The sequence below is a fragment of the Terriglobales bacterium genome (assembly GCA_035454605.1).
Classification (GTDB): domain Bacteria; phylum Acidobacteriota; class Terriglobia; order Terriglobales; family Acidobacteriaceae; genus DATMAB01.
This window is the reverse complement of record DATIGQ010000194.1, coordinates 1-3,225: the sequence shown is the minus strand read 5'-3', so window position 1 is coordinate 3,225 and position 3,225 is coordinate 1. Positions and strand designations below refer to the sequence as shown.

General features: G+C 62.4%; 4 protein-coding genes. 2 read left to right on the top strand and 2 right to left on the bottom strand.

All coding sequences use genetic code 11. The features are described from left to right. Positions 1-329, bottom strand: a 329-nt coding sequence (locus tag VLE48_13700) for a hypothetical protein (GenBank protein ID HSA94064.1), incomplete at its 3' end; no start/stop codon positions are given. Positions 330-694: 365 nt separating this feature from the next. Between VLE48_13700 and VLE48_13695 the strand changes: the two genes are divergently transcribed. Continuing rightward, positions 695-1,522 (top strand): hypothetical protein, encoded by an 828-nt coding sequence (locus VLE48_13695; protein ID HSA94063.1) that lies wholly within the window; start codon positions 695-697, stop codon positions 1,520-1,522. A 450-nt stretch (positions 1,523-1,972) separates the two neighbouring features. On the opposite strand, the gene VLE48_13690 is transcribed toward VLE48_13695, so the two are convergent. Next, positions 1,973-2,389, bottom strand: a complete 417-nt coding sequence (locus tag VLE48_13690; GenBank protein ID HSA94062.1) for a hypothetical protein — start codon at positions 2,387-2,389, stop codon at positions 1,973-1,975. A gap of 409 nt (positions 2,390-2,798) precedes the next feature. Here VLE48_13690 and VLE48_13685 point away from each other — a divergent pair, with 409 nt between their 5' ends. After that, a complete protein-coding gene (locus tag VLE48_13685; GenBank protein ID HSA94061.1) occupies positions 2,799-3,224 on the top strand; it encodes an OsmC family protein in 426 nt (141 codons plus the stop codon). The last annotated feature ends 1 nt before the right edge of the window (position 3,225 follow it).

Sequence of the window (3,225 nt, the reverse complement as noted above, 5' to 3'; positions counted from 1 at the left end):
GGCAGTGAGCAGCTATAGAGCCGCGCCAGCGCCATACAGTCGAGGCCGGGAAGCGAGAGCTTGCCGGCGTACTGCGCGGGATGAATGCCGACCACCTCACCGCGCAGCGCCTGGAACGATTTGGGCGCTTCCTTGAGCACGGTGCGGATGAAGTCGCAAAGCTCGCCGCACTCGGGCGCGGCTTCCGGCGGAGCCTTGGCTTCCGACGCGGCGGCGGATTCGGCCGCGGGCTGGGCTTTCTCCGGCGCCGCTTCCTGGGCGGCGGCAACGAGCGTCGTGACGCTGAGAAGCAGCACAAGCGCCGTGGCGAAACGAGTTGCGCGGGTCATGAAGAGCCTCCGAAGCGGGGCAATGTCCCATAGAGCCGGGCCAAAGTCAAAAGGAGAGCAGCGAGTATGCTGTCGGCCGCGGATCAAGGCAACTGCGAGCCGCGAACCATGAACTGTGAGCTGAAGGCGGAGAGCGCAAGGCGGAAAGCGGAAAGCGATAAGCCGAGAGCCAAGAGCCAAGAGCCAAAAGCCAGGAGCTAGAAGCTGCTTTATCAATGAGTTAACGGCCGGTCGGCCAAGGGAGGGACAGTCACTTTGGTGGTATTGCGTCACTCGGGGTTGTGACATAAGATGCTGCGATACTTCTCGTCCCCCGAACGAGGGGTTGGGGGCAGTTCAAAGCGGCAATTCTGGAGGCATTCGGCATGACAAGTTCAGGTCGCACATTCGTGCGCGCACTGGGCGCGGGATTCGTGCTCATCGCGCTGGCCACCTCGCTGCTGTACGCGAGCCACTCCTGGGGCGGCTACCACTGGGCCCGCACCAGCAATCCGTTCACATTGAAGCTGGGCGATAACGTGTCGTCCACCTGGGATCCGATTCTGGCGACGGCGGCGAGTGATTGGGATTCCTCCTCGGTGTTGAACACGGACGTCGTTGCCGGCAGCACCAAGCCGAAATCCTGCCGGCCGGCCAGCGGACGAGTGGAAGTCTGCAGCTCGAGCTACGGCAATACCGGCTGGCTGGGTATCGCGCAGATCTGGATCACCGGCGGCACGCACATCACGCAGGGCATCACCAAGGTCAACGACTACTACCACAGCCGGGCGCCGTACAACAGCACGGCCTGGCGGCGGCTGGTGATGTGCCAGGAGATCGGCCATACCTTCGGCCTCGACCACCAGGACGAGAACTTCGGCAACGGCAACCTGGGTACGTGCATGGATTACACCAACGATCCCGATGGCCCGCCGACGAACGAACATCCGAATGCGCACGACTACACGCAACTGGAGAACATCTACGCGCACCTGGACAAAACCACCACCGTGGGGCAGACGGTAAGCAAACATCCCAACGCGATGAATGCCATCGACTTCGAAGGCCCGGGACAGTGGGGACGCCTGGTGGCCCGCTCGCGCAACGGCGGCACCGAGGTCTATGAACTGGACTTCGGCGGCGGACACAAGGTGGTGACGTTCGTCATCTGGACGCTGGAAGAGCGCGACCGGCGCAACAAGGCGCTGGAATAGCCGGTCCGGCCGGATTGGAATTTTTGGGGGCGAGGCGCAAGCCTCGCCCCTTACTGTTTCTGCGCGAATGCGAACCGGGCTACAATGCGCGGGTGAACGAAAAACCTCCATCGCCTAAGCGGCGCGAAATCGAGCCGGCTTCAGCAGATGAAGCGCGGCGCGCCGCCGCGAGCGCGCAGGCCATCCAATATTGCCCGACGTGCTCGTCGCGGCTGGTGGACCAGCACTGCAAGCTGGTGTGCCCGCAATGTGGATTCTTCCTGAGCTGCGCGGATTTCTACTGAGAGAAGTACCCAGTACCTAGTACCCGGGACCGAGTGGAAGTGCTGAAAAGCGCTTTCCGCTATGCGCTGTCCGCTTTCCGAAAGCAACAACCAAGAATGGCAATGCCTGGCTGACGGCGTGGGCCGGAAGGCTGCAAGCGGAGAGCGGAAAGCTGAGATCTGCTATTCACGCCTTCGGCTTGGGCAGGTCTTCCTTGGCGACCTCGGCGGTGGGGAAGTCGCCCTTGGCGCGCTTGAGGTTGCGCACGGTGTACCAGGCGAAGACCATGGCGCCGAACAGCATGTAGCCGCGCGGATCGCGCAGGCCGCCCACGGCGAAGATGAAGGCGGTGCCCATCCAGAGGACACTGGCGATGGTGAGTCCGACGATGCGACGGGTGTGGTCGGGCAAGAGCTTCTTCAGGCTGAAGGCGAGATAGAGGTTCACCAGAGCGAACACCACGCCCAGGAGTCCGAAGATGAAGGCGGGCCGGCCGCCGGGACGCATGGCCGCGAACACCAGCTCGTAGCTGATCATGGCTTGCAGCGCGGCGATGGCAGTCAGAGCGAGCCGCAGCTTCTTGTGGGTGGGTCTCATCACCATGGACGTCAATTCCTCCTGGTCGTCGCGGCGTCGGGCCGCGGGCCACGCGTCACCGGGTTGTTTGCAGGAAACCGCTAGTGAAAGCCGCGGGCCGAACGGAACCCGCCCGCATCCGCCAGAATGCGGACTAAAACTGTCGGCAACGTTATGGCGCTGCGGGTGGGAGTGTCAAGAACTAAGTTGGTTCTGTGAACACGTTGGTAACGGGCGAAGAGCGAGGAGGCAGGAGGCAGGAGGCAGGGAAAATTGAATCAGTGAATCATTGAATCCGTCGAACTGTGAACTGTGAACTGCGAAGTGTGAATCGCCCGGGGACTTCACACCCGAGACCTGACACCGAAGGTGGTATCTTTATGGACTGCGCCCAGAGCGGCGCGGACTCATAGGAATCCCTCTCAAGGAGAGCACCATGGAGCGGCAGGCAAGTGCGGTGTGGAAGGGCGGACTGAAGGACGGCAAAGGCACTATCTCGGCGCCCAGCGGAGTGCTGAAAGACACTCCGTACTCGTTTACTACGCGCTTTGAGAACGCGCCGGGAACCAATCCGGAAGAGCTGGTGGCGGCGGCGCATGCGGGTTGCTTTTCCATGGCGCTTTCGGCGCAACTGGGCGGCGCGGGCATGACGCCGGAGAGCATCCGCACCAACGCCAAACTGACGATGGAAAAACTGGAAGCGGGATGGACGGTGACGGCCATCCATCTGGACGTGACGGCGAAGATCCCGGGCGGCGACAAGGCCAAGTTCGAGACAGCGGCGGCCAACGCCAAGGCGGGCTGTCCCATCTCGCGGCTGTTGAACGCGAAGATCACGATGGACGCGAAACTGGAAAGCTAGC